General features: G+C 69.5%; 12 protein-coding genes. 5 read left to right on the top strand and 7 right to left on the bottom strand.

Annotated elements, in window-relative coordinates:
- Positions 1 to 22: 22 nt before the first annotated feature.
- Complete coding sequence (locus tag D7Y04_RS07575) at positions 23 to 988, top strand: L-threonylcarbamoyladenylate synthase (protein ID WP_120578000.1); 966 nt, start codon at positions 23 to 25, stop codon at positions 986 to 988.
- On the opposite strand, the gene D7Y04_RS07570 is transcribed toward D7Y04_RS07575, so the two are convergent.
- The gene (locus D7Y04_RS07570; RefSeq protein ID WP_121758759.1) at positions 989 to 1687 is read right to left on the bottom strand and encodes a hypothetical protein; all 699 of its coding nucleotides are present in this window, start codon (positions 1685 to 1687) and stop codon (positions 989 to 991) included.
- A 223-nt stretch (positions 1688 to 1910) separates the two neighbouring features.
- Here D7Y04_RS07570 and D7Y04_RS07565 point away from each other — a divergent pair, with 223 nt between their 5' ends.
- Both D7Y04_RS07565 and D7Y04_RS07560 read left to right on the top strand, forming a co-directional pair.
- Positions 1911 to 3953, top strand: a complete 2043-nt coding sequence (locus D7Y04_RS07565) for a hypothetical protein (protein ID WP_147477058.1) — start codon at positions 1911 to 1913, stop codon at positions 3951 to 3953.
- Between the two features lie 95 nt (positions 3954 to 4048).
- On the top strand, positions 4049 to 5152 hold the full coding sequence (locus tag D7Y04_RS07560) for a hypothetical protein (RefSeq protein ID WP_121758757.1): 1104 nt from the start codon (positions 4049 to 4051) through the stop codon (positions 5150 to 5152).
- Here the strand turns inward: D7Y04_RS07560 and hemH are convergent.
- The 6 genes from hemH to D7Y04_RS07530 form a co-directional block, all read right to left on the bottom strand.
- A complete protein-coding gene (gene hemH, locus D7Y04_RS07555) occupies positions 5127 to 6194 on the bottom strand; it encodes a ferrochelatase (RefSeq protein ID WP_121758756.1) in 1068 nt (355 codons plus the stop codon). The two genes, D7Y04_RS07560 and hemH, sit on opposite strands and share 26 nt — an antisense overlap.
- Before the next feature lie 24 nt (positions 6195 to 6218).
- On the bottom strand, positions 6219 to 6602 hold the full coding sequence (gene apaG, locus D7Y04_RS07550; protein ID WP_120580970.1) for a Co2+/Mg2+ efflux protein ApaG: 384 nt from the start codon (positions 6600 to 6602) through the stop codon (positions 6219 to 6221).
- A 74-nt stretch (positions 6603 to 6676) separates the two neighbouring features.
- Positions 6677 to 7669, bottom strand: coding sequence for a TerC family protein (locus D7Y04_RS07545; RefSeq protein WP_121758755.1), 993 nt, complete (start codon positions 7667 to 7669; stop codon positions 6677 to 6679).
- Positions 7670 to 7704: 35 nt separating this feature from the next.
- Positions 7705 to 9849: a glycogen debranching protein GlgX gene (glgX, locus tag D7Y04_RS07540; protein ID WP_121758754.1), complete on the bottom strand. Its 2145-nt coding sequence runs from the start codon at positions 9847 to 9849 to the stop codon at positions 7705 to 7707.
- A complete protein-coding gene (gene treY, locus D7Y04_RS07535; protein ID WP_199749630.1) occupies positions 9846 to 12953 on the bottom strand; it encodes a malto-oligosyltrehalose synthase in 3108 nt (1035 codons plus the stop codon). Before treY ends, glgX begins: the two co-directional genes overlap by 4 nt.
- Positions 12954 to 13139: 186 nt before the next feature.
- The gene (locus D7Y04_RS07530) at positions 13140 to 13472 is read right to left on the bottom strand and encodes an SWIB/MDM2 domain-containing protein (RefSeq protein WP_014394388.1); all 333 of its coding nucleotides are present in this window, start codon (positions 13470 to 13472) and stop codon (positions 13140 to 13142) included.
- A gap of 379 nt (positions 13473 to 13851) precedes the next feature.
- On the opposite strand from D7Y04_RS07530, the gene D7Y04_RS07525 reads away from it, so the two are divergent.
- Together D7Y04_RS07525 and D7Y04_RS07520 are read left to right on the top strand one after the other, a co-directional pair.
- The gene (locus D7Y04_RS07525) at positions 13852 to 14844 is read left to right on the top strand and encodes an NAD(P)-dependent oxidoreductase (RefSeq protein WP_121758753.1); all 993 of its coding nucleotides are present in this window, start codon (positions 13852 to 13854) and stop codon (positions 14842 to 14844) included.
- A 102-nt stretch (positions 14845 to 14946) separates the two neighbouring features.
- Positions 14947 to 15612 carry an HAD family phosphatase gene (locus D7Y04_RS07520; RefSeq protein WP_120567363.1) on the top strand — a complete coding sequence of 222 codons (666 nt, stop codon included), beginning with the start codon at positions 14947 to 14949 and terminating at the stop codon, positions 15610 to 15612.
- The last annotated feature ends 15 nt before the right edge of the window (positions 15613 to 15627 follow it).

Raw genomic sequence — 15627 nt, 5'->3', positions numbered from 1 at the left:
GGGGAGACAGTGCGACCCGAGCATGCTTACTCCCGACCTCCTCGACCGTGCAGTCGAATTGCTGCGACGCGGCGGTGTCATCGCCCTGCCAACAGAGACGGTCTACGGCCTCGCGGCCAACGCCGAGGACGAACTGGCCGTGCGCCGCGTCTTCGCCATCAAGGGCCGGCCGGCGAACCACCCGCTCATCGTCCACATCCCGGACGAGGAGTACCTGCCGGAGTGGGCCCGCGAAGTGCCGGACGAAGCGAAGGCACTGGCGAGGGCGTTCTGGCCGGGTCCGCTGACACTGGTGCTGCGGCGCACGTCGAAGGCCACCGACGCGGTGACGGGAGGCCAGGACACAGTGGCGCTGAGGGTGCCCGGCCACTCCGTGGCGATGGAGGTGCTGGAGAGGCTGGGAGGAGGCGTGGCCGCGCCGAGCGCCAACCGCTTCGGCCGGGTGAGCCCGACGACGGCGGAGCACGTGCAGCGAGACCTGGGCGACGACGTGGACCTGGTGCTGGACGGAGGTCCGTCCACGGTGGGCGTGGAGTCGACCATCGTGGACCTGTCGTCCGGAGCCCCCGCGATTCTCAGGCCCGGTGGTCTGGCGACGGAGGACATCGAACGCGTGCTGGGGCGCGCGGTGCCTGTCCGCACGTCAACCACGGTGCGCGTGTCCGGTTCGCTGGAGTCGCACTACGCGCCCAGGGCGGGCGTGGTGCTCGCGGAGCCACATGAAGCAGTGCAGCGGGTGGAAGCACTGCGCGCACAGGGATTGCGCGTGGGAGTGCTGGGCCCCGCGTCACTGTCATTGCCTGGTGATGTGCAGCGCTTCGACGTGCCGGGAGAACCGGCGCAGGCCGCGCGAGTCCTGTATGCACGGCTGCGTGAAGCCGACGAACAGGGCCACGACGTGCTCGTGGCCTGTCTGCCCGCCGCAAGCGGCCTGGGCATCGCCGTGCGAGACCGGCTGTCCCGCGCGGCTGCACCCCGCGACAGCTGATCAGAGTTCCTTCACCAGGTTCTGACGTGCCTTCTCGCTGTAGCGCCCGATGAGGTCCGCGCGCTTGGGCGCGTACTTCGCGGACTCATACTGGATGGCCACGACACTCCGAGACAGCATCGACCACTGCGTCAGGTTCACGTGGCTTTCCAGCGTGGTCCAGCGATTGATCAGCTTGGGACGTGCCTGGGAGGACAGCATGCTCTCCGTCGTCTGGACGGTCGCGGCGGCCTCCAGGTCCTCGACGGGCGCCAGGTCCGCGGCGAAGCGGATCGGCAGCCGCTCCCACTTCAGCTCTCGCGCCACGTCGATGGGCCTCTTCGGCTCTCCGTACTTGCGCGTGAGCAGGTCCCGCATCAGCGAGTGGAAGGTGCGCGGGTCCGCCACGTCCGGGAAGAACACGTCCACCGCCGCCAGCCGGTTGTCCAGGAACCCCAACGCCACCTCCGCCGGAACCTCCGCGATGGCCGTCTTCATCCGCAGCGTCCCATCCGGGCCCACGGTCGCCTCGGGCAGCTCGGCGCGCACCTCCTCCGGCGTCATCCCCCAACGGACCGTCTGGAATCCCTCCGTGCTCCGGTAGGTCTTGTCCTGCGCGTCCCGAACCGCCTGCCGCCGCTCCAGCGCGGTGGGCTGCCCCGACGCACAACCCGCCGACACCCCCAGCACCGCCAACAGCCCCAAAGCCTTGAACTTCATTTCATCGCTCCGTTTGCAGTTACGGGCCTCTCCCCATGAAGGACCCCCATCGCAGGCATCTTCGCGAGGTGCGGACATAGAGGAATACGGAGGGGCTCCGGAAGCTGGGTCGCCAGACGCCCGGGGGCTTGCGGCCAACAGCCCAGGTCGCCCAGGCTCTCTTCCTGGAGAGGGGAACAGACACATGGGCATCGCCACGGGGTGGTTATGGGTCGTTCTGGCCATGGCATCCGCCACGCCTCCGGGCCCTTCCGCCGAAGCCGTGTGCGGACTCACCGCGCTCCACACCGCCGAACAGGCCTTCTTCGGGGAGAAGGACCGCCACGACCTCCCCGCGGTCGTCGGCTTCCTGCCCCTGCCCTGCACCGACGGCACCCGGCCTCCCGCGCCGGACGCCAACTCCGTCGGCGGCTGCCAGTTCGTCTTCACCGTCCTCGAAGCGGGCCGCGCTCCAGATACCACCCTGAAGCTCGAAGCCCACGGCGTCACTCCCGCCACGAGGAACCTGCGCTTCCTGCTGGATGGCCGCGACGGCTTCATCACCCGCGCGGACTCCAACACCCGCGTGGCGCCCGTGGACTGTGACGCCTGGAGGCAGGCGGCGGATCCGCTCCTGCGCTACCACGAGCTCGTCGCGGAGCACGACTGCGTCACCGGCCCCTACGCCCCGAAGCATCCCTGCACCGAGGCCCTCACCCAGCTCGTGAACCTCGCGCGCAAGGGCGTGGGCGTCGCCAGGAAGGAGTACGACGCGCACCCCACCGCGCGGGAGCTGTATCCCTTGAGCCCGCCAACGCCCGCCATGCTCCTCTGCGGCGTCACCGCGTCCCCCGAGCAGCGCGCCCAGCACGCGGACCTCCTCACGAGCCAGGGCAGCCTTCTGGACGTGGTGCTCCAGCCCGGCTGCCGGGATGCCGGTCTTCGCGCGGGCATCCCCCTCCTGTTCAGGGACGGGGCCTGCCCGGGCCCTCACTGTCTGCAGCTGATTCGCCTGGCCCAACGCCTTCGTCTGCCTGAACGGTTCGGCGTCCTCGAAGGTCGCGCCGAGTCGCTGGTCACCTGGCTCTGGGATCAACCCGCCGGGCTCCAGCACGACTTCCTGCGAGCCGCCACGGACCGGGGCTCCGACAGGGTCGACGCGCTCCTGCTGCTGCATCAAGGGGCCTGGCCCAGCCTCCAGGCCCTGACCACACCTCCGCTCACGCCCCTGGAGAATGCGTGGCTCGAACGCGCCCACCGTGAGCACCCCACCCTGGCTCCCATCGTGGGTCTGCTGCGCGAGCAGCAACGAAGCCACCCCGCCACCGATGCGGCCTTCGAAACCTGGGCACGAACCGTCCCCTGCCCCCAGCTCCACGATGCCCGGGACGTGGCCCTGTCCGCGGCGCGGCTGCGCGCCATCGCCCAGACCCAGGCGCGCTGCCCGGGAGACGCCGTCTCGGTCCTGTCCCGCCACGTCGCGAAGCTGTCCCCCAGGGAGCTCATCGACGTGCTCCAGCCGCTGACCGGGGCGCAACTGCGCACGCTGCGCACGGAGCTGGGCCTCAACGACCCCGCACGCGCCGAGGCCCTGCTCGACTGGGTGATGGAGCGCGACACCGGCCTGCTCGACGGGCTGACCGCCACGCCCGCCGTCGTGACGAAGCTGCTCACCCCACCCCACGCGAACCGGCTGGGCGGACGCGAGGCGGTCCTCGACCTGCTGCTGGATTTCCAGCGGAGCCCGCGCATCACGCCGACCGACGAGGGAATGCTCCTCCTGATGGCCGAGGCCCTGAAGGGCACGCCTTCCGCGGCCCGCGTCAGGAACATCGCGGAGCGGAACCTGCTCCCCGAGGACCGTCAGCGCTTGCTGTCCCATATTCTCCGCTCCCGGGACCCACGGCTCCAGGCCGCCGCCGCGGCGGGGGCCGCTGATTGGAAGGCGTCTTCCGGCATCACCGCTTCCGCTGCGCGGGCGTGCCTGGCGGAGGCCCGCGTCGCCCTGGAATGCATGGCCACCCGCTCCAGGCCCCTGGGCCCGCCCCCTCCAGGCACCCGGCAATTCTTCTTCGGGTGCGGCACGGGACCCCAGCCGCCTCCGGCCCCACCCGCGCCCATCGAGGTCTACTGCACGCGCTTCGACGAGCGGGTGGCGCCCTGCCCCGGCGCCTGCGGAGGCACGCTGCCCGGCCCGAGCGAGCTCGCGCTCCTCGCGTCCATCGCCGGTGAGCCACCGCCCACCGCGCCGGAAGGACTGAGCGCCTGCATGCCCGCCCTTCCATGAACCTCCAACTTCGGCGGGCCGCGTCAAAGCCCGTTCTCCCTTTTACAACCGCCGTCCGCTCCGCTATCCCGCGACCGTCACCCAGGAGTGTCCCCGTGAAGCGAAGTCTCTCCGGTCTGCTCGTCGCACTCGCGTTCACCGCCTGCAAGCAGGAGGCACCGGGCAAGCTGGAGCCCATCCCGCGCCCGCCGGGGGCCACCGCGCCCGAGCCCGCCGAGGCCGCTCCCGTTCCCTCAGCGCCCGCCGTCCCCAAGGACGCCGTCGTCCTGCGCTGGAAGCTCGTCCAGGACGCGCCCATCTCCTTCCGCCTCAACCTCGCCCTGGACCGCAACGCGCCCGTCCTGGAGTCCGCCCCGGCGGAGAAGCCCGCCAAGGCCGACAAGAAGAAGGGGAAGGACGCCAAGGCCACCCCCGCCGCGGCCCAGGCCCCGGCCGCCCCCAAGGGCCCCGTCCCCACCGAGTACACGTACGTGCTCGTGCTGGACAAATCCGGTGAGCGCCAGCTGCGCGTGGCTCCCAACACCGGCGCGCCCGAGGACGCCACCTTCAGCGACCGCGGCTTCATCATCGACGGGCTCCAGGGCCCCGCGCGCAACCTGGCCACGCTGGTGCTGGAGCTGCCGCGCGACCCCGTGCGCCCCGGCGAGACGTGGCCCCTGGGCACCGAGCTCACCACGCCGGACGCCCTGGGCACCCTGTTCCGCCGCGCCCCCGGCGGCGAGCGCCACAACCGCGTGAAGCTCGTCTCCGTCACCCCGGGCGACAACGGCGAGCAGGTGGCCACGCTCGAGTACGACATCGTGGAGCAGTTCGGTGGCACCCTCAGCCCCCCGCGCCCCGCCCTCCCCAAGAAGGAGAAGGGCGCGAAGCAGGCGGGCCCCGAGAACACCGCCATCGAGGTCCCCAACGAGCTGGACGACGCGCCCGCCGCCCCCGCCGCACAGCCGGAAGGCACCGAGCTGGGCGCCACCGTGAAGGTCACCGGCAAGGGCGAGTTCCTGGTGAAGGCCGGCCAGTGGCGCTCCTGGGAGGGCACCCTGTCCACCTCCCTCAACGGCCCCGCGCAGCCCGCCGTGAACCTGCCCGCGGGCACCTACAAGGCCCGCATCACGCCCGTCAGCGCGCCCCAGCAGGCTCCGGCCGCGCCCCAGGCTCCGGAAGCCGCGCCCGCGCCTACCGCGACTCCGCCCGCGCCGTAGGGGCCGGGCCGTCCGAAGCGCGCACCATCCGAACCACGGCGTCCACCCACTCCGGGTGGGCGTTGAGGGACGGCACCAGCGTCAGCGACTCGCCGCCCGCCTCCGTGAACTGCTCCTTCGCGCGGAGGCCAATCTCCTCCAGCGTCTCCAGGCAGTCCGCCACGAAGGCCGGGCACATCACCGCCAGCCGCTTCACGCCCTTCGCCGCCAGCTCCGGCAGCACCAGGTCCGTGTAGGGCTTCACCCACGGCGTGCGCCCCAGCCGCGACTGGAAGGACACCGTGTAGCCGCCCTCCGGCAGCGCCAGCCGCTGGGCCAGCATCCGCGCCGTCGCGAAGCACTGCGCCCGGTAGCAGTGCCGGTTCTCCGCCGTGATGGCGTCACAGCACCCCGAGGACGCCAGGCAGTGCTGCCCCGTCGGGTCGCTCTTGCGCATGTGGCGCTCCGGCAGCCCGTGGAAGCTGAACAGCACGTGGTCCGCGCGCATGTCGGCGATCACCGGCCGGGCCACCGACGCGAACGCGTCCAGGAAGCCCGCGTCATCCCAGAACGCCGGCACCGCGCGCACATTGGGGACGTCCCAGCCCTCCGCCAGCACTTCATAGGTGCGCGCCAGCGACGACGCGGAAGACGACGCCGCCTCGTGCGGGTACAGCGGCAGCACCGTGAACTCCGACACGCCCTTCGCCTTCAGCCGCGCGATGGCGTCCGGCAGCGACGGGTTGCCGTAGCGCATGGCCAGCTCGACTTCGTAGTCGTCCCCCAGCTGCTCCCGCACCCGCGCCTCCAGCGCGCGGCTGTACACGAGCAGCGGTGAGCCCTCCTTCATCCACACCTTGCGGTACGCCTCCGCGCTCTTCGCGGGGCGGAAGGGCAGGATGAAGAGGTTCAACAGGAACCAGCGCCCCACCGGGTGGATGTCGATGACGCGCGGGTCGTTGAGGAACTCGCGCAGGTAGCGGCGCACCGGCCCGGATTCGGGCGCGTCCGGCGTCCCCAGGTTGACGAGCAGCAGTCCCCGCTTCGTGGTCGGCACGGCCATGCGCGAAGTCCCTCGGGAGTCTTTTCAGTGCAGCGCGTGCGGCAGCGTGAGCGCGAACTCGGCGATGCGCGCCTCGAAGCGCGTGCCGTCCGGACGCTCCATCTCGTAGCCGCCGCGCATGGTGCCGAAGGGCGTCTTCAGCATCGCCCAGCTCGTGTACTCGAACCGCTCGCCCGGCTTGAGGTGCGGCTGACGGCCAACCACGCCCTCGCCCTTCACCTCGTCCACGTGCCCCTGGGCGTCGGTGATGATCCAATGCCGCGACCGCAGCTGCGCCGGGACGGTGCCTTCGTTGAAGAGCACCACCTTGTACATGAAGGCGAACTGCCCGGACTCAGGGGTGCTGCGCTCCGGCCAGAAGGTCGGCTCCACGGTGACGCGGATGCCGTCGGTGGTGGCGGTGGACATGCCGGGAGACTTGGCAGCGACTCCCCCCCGATGCAAGGGAAACGCAGGGGTCTCCCGAGGCTCCAGGGCCCCCGTCAGCCGCGCTCCTGCTCCTTGGCCGGCGCGTCCGGGGCCTTGTCCGCGTCCGCCACCGGGGTGGAGCCCGCCGCCTCCGGAGGCTTGGGGAACACCAGCGACGCCACGATGGCCACCAGGAGGCAGGCGGCAATCACCGCCAGCGAGATGCCGATGGGAATCTTGTACCAGTGCTCGATGAGCATCTTCACGCCCACGAAGGCCAGGATGACGCCCAGCGCGACCTTCAGCAGGTGGAACTTCTCCATCAGGCTGGAGACGACGAAGAACAGCGAGCGCAGGCCCAGGATGGCGCAGACGTTGGACGTGTAGATGATGAAGGGGTCCTTGCTGATGCCCAGCACCGCCGGGATGGAGTCCATGGCGAAGAGCAGGTCCGTGGCCTCCACCACCATCAGCACGATGAACAGCGGCGTCACCTTGCGCCGGCCGTCCTCGTGGACGAAGAACCGGCTGCCCTCGCCCTGCCGCGCCACCGGCAGCAGGCGCCGGGACATCTTCACGATGAAGCCCGCCTCCGGGTCCACGTCCTCGTCTTCCTTGGCCCACAGCATCTTGGAGGCCGTGTAGACGAGGAACGCGCCGAACAGGAAGATGAGCCACTCGAAGCGGGCCACCAGCGCCGTGCCCGCGACGATGAGCACCGCGCGCATCACGAACGCGCCCAGGATGCCCCAGAAGAGCACCCGGTGCTGGTGCTGCGGCGGCACCCGGAAGTAGCCGAACACCATCAGGAAGACGAAGAGGTTGTCGACCGACAGCGCGTACTCCACGACGTACGCCGTCAGCCACTCCAGCGCAGGCCCCTTGCCGCCGTAGTGGAAGACGCCTCCGCAGAACGCGAGGCTGATGCTCACCCACACCAGCGTCCACAGCGTCGCCTCTTTCGACGACACCGCGTGCTCCTTGCGGTGGAACAGCCCCAGGTCCATGGCGAGCATCGCCAGGACGAAGACGTTGAAGGCCACCCAGGGCCAGAGCGTGTGGGTCATCACGCCCGCTGCCTACTCCGGGACGGCCCCGGCGGCTACTCCCATTCCGTCGCCGGGCGCCGCAAGACCACCAGGGAACGTCCCACCGCCTGCACCTTGCCGCCCGCCGGGGTGTGCGTCCGCAGGGATTCCCCCGTGGCCGCGGTGTCCACCACCAGCTCCCAGTCCGCCCCCCACTCCAGGGCGGGCAGCATGAAGGTGATGGGCTCGTGGTGCGCGTTGAGCAGCACCAGCAAGGTGTCCCCGACGATGCGGTGGCCCTCGTCGTCCGGCGTGGCGATGGCGTCCCCCCCCAGCAGGAAGGCCAGGGAGCGCACGTAGGGCTTCTCCCAGTCGTCGCGCTTCATCTCCTTGCCGTCCGGCCGGAACCACGCCAGGTCCTTCAGCTCGCTGTCCCAGATGTGGGCCCCGCGGAAGAACCGGCGCTTGGACAACACCGGCTGCTCGCGCCGCAGCTTGATGATGCGGGAGGTGAAGTCCAACAACTGGCGCTGCTTCTCGTTGAGCTCCCAGTTCACCCACGACAGCTCGTTGTCCTGGCAGTAGGCGTTGTTGTTGCCCTTCTGCGTGCGGCCCATCTCGTCGCCCGCCACCAGCATGGGCACGCCCTGCGACAGGAAGAGGGACGCCAGGAAGTTGCGCTTCTGCTGCTCGCGCAGCGTGTTCACCTTGGGGTCGTTCGTCTCCCCCTCCACGCCGCAGTTCCAGGCGTGGTTGTCATTGGCGCCGTCGCGGTTCTCCTCGCCGTTGGCCTCGTTGTGCTTCTGGCTGTACGTCACCAGGTCGTGCAGCGTGAAGCCGTCATGCGCGGTGACGAAGTTCACGCCCGCCGTGGGCTTGCGGCCAGACAGCGCGAACAGGTCGGAGCTGCCGGTGAGCCGCGAACCAATCTCCGCCGCCTGCCGATCGTCGCCCTTCCAGTAGCGGCGCATGGTGTCGCGGTACTTGCCGTTCCACTCGCTCCACAGCACCGGGAAGTTGCCCACCTGGTAGCCGTAGTCCCCCACGTCCCACGGCTCCGCGATGAGCTTCACGCGGCTCAAGACGGGGTCCTGGTGGAGGATTTGGAAGAAGGCCGCGCGGGTGTCGTAGCCGTGCCTGTCCCGGCCCAGCGTCGTCGCCAGGTCGAAGCGGAAGCCGTCCACGTGCATCTCTTCCACCCAGTAGCGCAGCGAGTCCGCGATGAGCTTCAGCGCATACGGGTGCGTGGCGTTCCACGAGTTGCCGCACCCCGTGAAGTCCATGAAGTAGCGCGGGTCCTTCTCACTGAGCCGGTAGTACGCGCCGGCGTCCAGCCCCTTGAAGGACAGCGTGGGCCCCAGGTGGTTGCCCTCGCAGGTGTGGTTGTACACGACGTCGAGAATCACTTCGATTCCCGCGCGGTGCAGCAACTTCACCATCCCCTTGAACTCCGCCACCTGCTCGCCCAGCGAACCCGACGCGCAGTAGCGCGCGTCCGGTGCGAAGAAGCCCAGCGAGTTGTATCCCCAGTAGTTGGAGCGCCCCTTCTGGGTGAGGAACGGCTCGTCCATGAAGGCGTGGATGGGCAGCAGCTCCACGCTCGTCACGCCCACCTTCTTCATGTGCTCGATGGAGGCCGGGTGCGCCAGGCCCGCGTACGTGCCGCGCAGGTGCTCCGGCACGCGAGGGTTCAGCTTGGTGAAGCCCTTGACGTGCAGCTCGTAGAGGACCGTCTTGTGCCAGGGGACCTCCGGCCGTTTGTCGCCTTCCCAGTCGAACCCGTCCGCCAGGATGACCGCCTTGGGCACGCCCCAGGCGTCATCCTGCGTGTCCATGACGAGGTCCTCCTCCTTGCCCCCGTGCACGTACCCGTGGATGGGCGCCTTGGGGTCCACCTGGCCGTGCAGCGCCCGGGCGTAGGGGTCCACCAGGAGCTTGTGCGGGTTGAAGCGCAGGCCCTTCTTGGGTTCATACGGACCGTGAACCCGCAGGCCGTAGAGGCAACCGGCGTGCACGCCCGGCATGTAGCCGTGAAAGACGTGGTTCGTGGTCTCCAGCAACGGGAAGCGGCGCGTCTCCTTCTTGGGGTCGGCGGGGTCGAAGAGACAGACCTCCACCTTCTTCGCGTGCTCGCTGAACACGGCGAAGTTCACGCCGTTCCCGTCGTACGTGGCGCCCAGGGGAAACGGCTTCCCTGGAAGCACCTCGGCCCTTCTCATCCAGTGCTCCTCTCCAGCAGCACCACCGGGAACTCCGCGAGGAGCGGCCCCAGGGCCAGCCCCACGCCTCCCGGCCCCTGCTGGGGACGGACGGGGCGCCCGGTGAAGACATTGCGGAACATCATGCCCGCATATGCTTCCGGAAGGTTCAGGAACGTACCGTCATACGCCTGAGCCAGCCCGCCGGACTCCAGCGCCTCCAGCGTGTAACGCGGCGCGCAGGCAATCAGCACGCTGTCACCGTGCGTGCGCGCGAAGCCGACCGCCGCGGGCGAGCGCGGCCCGGACAGCTCCAGCGCCTCGTAACCGCCCGCGCGGCAGAGGTCCGCGTACTTCTGGCGCAGCCGCAGCGCCTCCGCCAGGACGAAGAGCTTCACCTGCCCGTCATCCAGGTCCTTCACCAGCCGCTCGCACAGGGCGGGCCGGTCCTTCGCCGCCGCGTCGTCCAGCGCCGTGAGCAGCCGCTCGCGCAGGGCGTAGTCCACCGGCCGGCGGTTGTCCGGATCCACCAGCGACAGGTCCCACAGCTCGCAGCCCTGGTACGTGTCCACCACGCCGGGCGAGGCCAGCTTCAGCAGCAGCTGCCCCAGCGCGTTGTGCTGGCCCGCGCGCTCGATGCGGCGCTTGAAGGCCTTCATGTCATCCAGGAAGGCCTGGCCCTTCGAGGGGTCGAAGCACGCGTCCACGAAGCGCGCCACCGCGTCGTCGTAGGCGCCGTCCGGGTTGGTCCACGACGTGCGGACCTTGGCCTCCTTGATGGCCTTGCCCATGTACTCGCGCACGCGGCGGTGGAACTCCTTCCACTCGCCTTCGGGCACCTGCTCGCCCATGGGCCACGCGCCCACCACCGTCTGGAAGAAGAGGTAGACGTCATTGGACGACGGCGCGGGGCCGGTGGACAGGTGGCTGACGAAGGGCCGGGTGAGGTCCGCCCAGGCGCGCACCTTCTCCCGCCAGTCCTCCGGCAGCTCCGTGAGGACGTTGATGCGCGCGCGCACGTCCTCGCTGCGCTTGGTGTCGTGGGTGCTGGAGGTGAGCATGCTCGCCGGCCAGCGCTCCACGCGCTCCTGGTTGCGCAGGTGGAAGGTGGTGGCGCGCATGCCGAAGTGCTCCGGCTCGCCGCCCACCTCGTTGAGGCTCACCAGCCGGTTGTAGATGTAGAAGACGGTGTCCTCCAGGCCCTTGGCCATGACGGGGCCCGTCACCTGCTGGAGCTTCATGGCGAAGCGCAGCATCACCGCCTTCTCTTCATCCCCCACGTGCTCCGGGTAGCGGCCCAGGAGGATGTCGCGCAGGAAGTCGAAGATGGAGGCGTTGGTGGTGGTGTTGCGCTCCTTGGCGCGCTGGAGGGTCCACTCGATGTACTGCACGTCGCGCACGTCCAGCTCCGCGCGCCAGCCGTCCACGTAGGTGCGGTACACGGGGAACAGCGCGATGAACTCCACCAGCGCGCGCCGCAGGCTGTTGAGCGTGAAGTCGCGCGTGCGGCGGTTCATCTCCGAGATGCGGTTGAGCTCGTGCGCCAGCACGTTGATTTCGCTGGCCATGCTCACGCGCATGATGAGCAGCTTCTTCTGGTACACCAGCTCCGCGAAGTCCTGCGTGCCGCCCGCGAAGCGCTCGTACGTCTCCGTCAGGTGCGCCTCCGCGGCCGGGTGCACGAACAGGCCGCTCACCGCGTTGGCGTAGCGGTAGCCGGTGGTGCCGTGCACCGCCCACGACTCCGGGATGCGCTCGCGGCCGCCCTGGATTTTCTCCACCGCCACGAAGAGCGCCTTGCGCAGCGGGCTGTCCGGCGTGGCCATCACCTCGCGCCGCCACTTCGCGCGCAAGAGCGCCTCCACCTCCGGCCACCGCGCATCGTCCCCCTCCTTCTTCTCCGCGTCGAAGCGCGCCCGCGCACGCTCCACGAAGAAGCGCTCCTGCAGGTCCAGGAAGTAGGCGGTGGGGTCGAAGAGGCCGTCCGGGTGGTCGATTCTCAGGCCCGTGACGCGCCCCTCGCGCAGCCACTCGAAGATGCGCTGGTGCGACTCCTGGAAGACGTCCGCGTCCTCCACGCGGATGGCGGCCAGGCCGTTGATGTCGAAGAAGCGGCGGTAGTTGATCTCCTCGCCCGCCACGCGCCAGTGCGCCAGCCGGTAGCTGCAGTTCTGCAGCAGCGCATCCAGCAGGTCGAAGGAGCGCACGTTGCCGGGCGTGCCGTTGAACACCCGGAGGTTCTCCTCCACGTACGCCGCCAGCTCCGCGCTGTCCGCCACCACCGCGGCGAGCCGCCGCTTGATGACCTCCTTCTCGCGGTGCCGCTCCGTCACCTTCGCCAGGTCCACCTCCGTGCGCAGCGGCAGGTGGTCCAGGGCCGTCAGGATGGAGAGCAGCTCCACCAGGTGCGTCGACTCCGGCCCCAGCTGCTTCTCCAGCCGCTCCAGGCCGTGCTTGAGGAGGGTCGCGTACTGGCGCGGCGCCACCGGCAGCCGGTGGTCGTAGTAGTGCAGATGGAAGGCGCCGGACTCATAGGACAGCTTCAGCTCGCCGCGCTCCAGCACGATGCCGTACTGGTCGCCCAGGATGGGCAGCAGCACCTTGTCCGCCAGCTCGTCCTTCACCGGCCGCCAGTCCACGTCAAAGAACTTCGCGTAGACGGACGACGGGCCGTTCTCCAGCACGTCCAGCCACAGCCGGTTGTCCCGCTCGATGCCCATGTGGTTGGGCACCACGTCCAGCACATGCCCCAGCCCGTGCTCGCTCAGGGTGTCGCAGAGGGCCGCGTGCTCCTCCACCGTGCCCACCTCCGGGTTGAGCCGTTGGTGGTCCACGCAGTCGTAGCCGTGGGTGCTGCCGGGCGTGGCCTTGAGGTAGGGCGACGCGTAGAAGTCGCTCACGCCCAGCCGGGCCAGGTACGGCACCAGCGCCTTCGCCTGTTGGAAGGTGAAGCCCTGGTGCAGCTGCATCCGGTAGGTGGACAGCGGCGTGCCGCGGCGCGATTGCAGCTCGCGTTGGACCTGTTCGAACAGGCTCTCCGCCTGGGCTTCCACCGCCGTGTTCGTGCCATCCGCGTCCGCCACCCGCGCGGAGCGCTCCCCTGCCTCGGAACCGTCGTGGAACATGACCCCCAGAGGTAGGTCCGACGCGGCGCGTCCGCCAGCAGGCAGATGCGCCTTCGCCCCCTTTTCAACGCTCCGGACGGGCGGCCGGTACAGAGGGAAAAGCGGAGGGCCCGTCCCGCGCGATGCGTGACGAGCCCCCAGGGTCCTTCGGGCTACCGGCGACGGCCCCGACGGGCCCTGCACCGTTCAGCTCAGGTGCTTGTTCACCAGCGCGGTCATCTCGAACATGGTGACGTTCTTCTTGCCGCCGAAGATGGGCTTGAGCTTGTCGTCGGCGTTGATCTGGCGCTTGTTCTTCGCGTCCTGAAGGTTGTTCTTCTTGATGTAGTCCCAGATCTTGCTGACCACCGCGGTGCGGGGCAGCGCCTTGGAACCGACGATCGCCGCCAGCTCAGCGGAGGGCGTCATCTCCTTCATGAACGCGGCGTTGGGCTTACGGCCCGCGGCCTTCTTCGCGGCAGGAGCCTTCTTCGCGGCAGCAGGGGCAGACTTCTTCGCAGCGGCTTTCTTGGCGGCCATTCGTCTTGTGTCTCCTCCCCTCCGAAGGGGACGTTGCACGGCGTGCTTGCATCTTCAAGCTAGAGCCGATGGCGCGTAGTAGCACGGCCTAGAGCGAAAAACAGCGTCCATCGCGCGCTTTTTCCCTCTGGGGCTCCTCGGAGCGACGGCTTCGGAGGCTAGAACTCGGCCCCGCAGCGCATTCTTCCCTCGGGAACGGAAGTCCCGCGACGCCTCCGGAGCGCCAGAAACCGGCTCCGGAGGCCGTTTTCCCTCGGGGATTGTGCCTCGCGGCGCGTCCGGAGGCGGAAAGTCGGCACCCGGAGCAGCCTCCTCCTCGGGGGGACCCTGCCCTTTTCGGCGGTGGACGGGATGTGGCTTTTCGGATGAAACAGCACCCATGAATGCCCTCATCACTGGTGCCGGTGGCTTCCTGGGGACCTGGCTCGCGCGGGCGCTGGCGGCTCGCGGCGACCGGATTTCATGCCTGTTGCGCCCCACCACGGACACCCGCGAGCTGGAAAAAGCCCTGGAGGGCCACCCCTGGACGCGGCGGGTGGGCGACGTGACGGACCCCGCCTCGCTGGCCAGCGCGGTGAAGGGCGTGGACGTCGTCTTCCACCTGGCCGGCATCCGCCGCGCCGCGCTGCGCGATGAGTTCATGCGCGTCAACGCGGAGGGCACCCGCCTCATCTGTGAGGCCATGGCCGCCCTGCCAGAGCCCCGTCCCCGCCTGGTGATGTGCGGCTCCCTGGCCTCCCACGGGCCCTCCACCCCGGAGCGCCCCCATGTAGAGGAGGACGCCTTCCATCCGCATGAGTGGTACGGCGAGAGCAAGGCGGAGGGTGAGCGCATCGCGTTCTCCTTCCAGGACCGGCTGCCGGTGACGGTGATCCGCCCGCCGCGCATCCTGGGGCCCGGAGACCGGGAAAACCTGACCTTCTTCAAGCTGGGGAAGAAGGGCATCCGGTTGGAGCTGGCCGGGGGCCCCCGTCCCCTGTCCCTGGTGGACGTGGAGGACGTGGTGGACCTGCTGCTCGTATTGGCGGAGAAGCCGGAGGCCCTGGGGGAGGCGTTCTTCTGCGCGGGGCCGGAGCGGCTGACCCTGGAGGAGATGCAGGACCTGGGGGCGAAGGCCCTGGGCTTCCAGACGCGCACCTGGAGGCTGTCCCCGGCGGTGCTGACCGCCCTGGCCTCGGCGGCGGACGGGGTGACCCGGCTGACCGGGCGCAAACTCCCCCTGAACCGGAAGCTGGCGCGGCAGCTCCTGGCCCCGGCCTGGACCTGCTCGGGGGCCAAGGCCGAACGCCTGCTGGGCTTCCGGCCGCGCCGTGGGCTGGCGGAGTCCATCACTCGCAGTGGTGAATGGTATCGCGCGCAGGGCTGGTTATAGCCCCATGCGGCCAAAGGCCCTGCAGCCCACGCTGGCCTTCCGCTTTCGTTGACCGGACCCCCCCCAGGATGGGAGGAAGCCCGACCGCCCATGCCCCCCAAAGTGCCCGCCAAAGCAGCCTTCTTCGACGTCGACGGGACGCTGGTCCGGACGAACATCGTCCACGTCTATGCCTATTACGCCATGAACCGGGGCTCGCTCCGGGGCATCGCGGGCCGCACCCTGGGCACCGCCCTGGGTCTGCCGGTGTTCGGCATCCTGGATGCCGTCAACCGCAAGGCCTTCAACGAGTTCTTCTACCGGTACTACTCGGGCCTCAGCGAGGACCGGCTCGTCACCATCGCGGAGGACATGTTCGAGGACGTCCTCAAGCCCGCCTTGTACGAGCAGACGCAGGACCTCATCGACGAGGCGCGTCGTGCCGGCTGCCGCATCGTGTTGGTCACCGGAGCGCTGGACTTCACCATGCGCCCGCTGGCCCGGCACCTGGGCTGCGATGACGTCATCGCCAACAAGATGCAGTTCGTGGGCGGCAAGGCCACCGGCAAGGTGATTCCGCCCATCATCGAAGGCGCCAACAAGGCCAACGCCATCCGCGCCTACTGCGAGCGCGAAGGCCTGGCCCTCAACCAGTGCCATGGCTACTCGGACAGCGCCTCCGACTACGCCATGCTCGCCGTGGTGGGACGGCCCACCGCGGTGAACCCGGACCTGCGGCTGCGCTCGCTCGCGCGCGCGTACAACTGGCCCATCCTGGACCTGAAGTAATCCCCCACCCCTTTT

This window comes from Corallococcus sp. AB038B (assembly GCF_003668955.1).
GTDB classification, from domain to species: Bacteria; Myxococcota; Myxococcia; order Myxococcales; family Myxococcaceae; genus Corallococcus; species Corallococcus exiguus.
The sequence above is the reverse complement of the archived record's forward strand: the minus strand, read 5'-3'. Positions and strand labels throughout refer to the sequence as shown.